Source organism: Corallococcus praedator, assembly GCF_003612125.1.
Taxonomy (GTDB): domain Bacteria; phylum Myxococcota; class Myxococcia; order Myxococcales; family Myxococcaceae; genus Corallococcus; species Corallococcus praedator.
Genome location: NZ_RAWI01001076.1, coordinates 1 through 438, shown reverse-complemented (window position 1 = coordinate 438; position 438 = coordinate 1). Strand labels below are relative to the sequence as shown.

Annotated in this window: 1 protein-coding gene; it reads right to left on the bottom strand. The window is 46.8% G+C overall.

Annotated elements, in window-relative coordinates; translation table 11 throughout:
• Positions 1-382, bottom strand: a 382-nt coding sequence (locus D7Y13_RS43090) for a hypothetical protein (protein WP_208734648.1), incomplete at its 3' end; no start/stop codon positions are given.
• Positions 383-438 lie beyond the last annotated feature (56 nt).

Below are 438 nucleotides of genomic sequence, written 5' to 3'. Positions count from 1 at the left end.
GTACTAACGCTTCCAGTTCAGGGTGTAACTGTCGGCAGGGGCCGCAAAGTGGGTTCGTCACTACCGTCAGCGTATATTCGGCTTGAGAGTTGCCTATCTTTACTAACCGCATGCCCTCAAAAGCAGGAGGAATCTGCGGCTGTCGGGCGAATAAGCTTTCAACATATTCCGGGTTAAATTTGGCTTTCTGTAACTCCCGACGTAATGGAAATATCTGAGAGGACTCTTGTAAGTGTTTCTTCAGCAGTACCCACAGTACCACTGGCAACAGAAACGCTAATCCAAATAAGGCAATTGTTGGCAAATTAATGGATAGCTCAACCGCCTGCCAGTGGGATGCTCCAAGCGCAAACTCTACCCAAAGTAACACCTGCACCAGCAAACAAAGCGTACACCAAGATTTGCTCACAGTGTACTGGTAATATATTGAATATATCG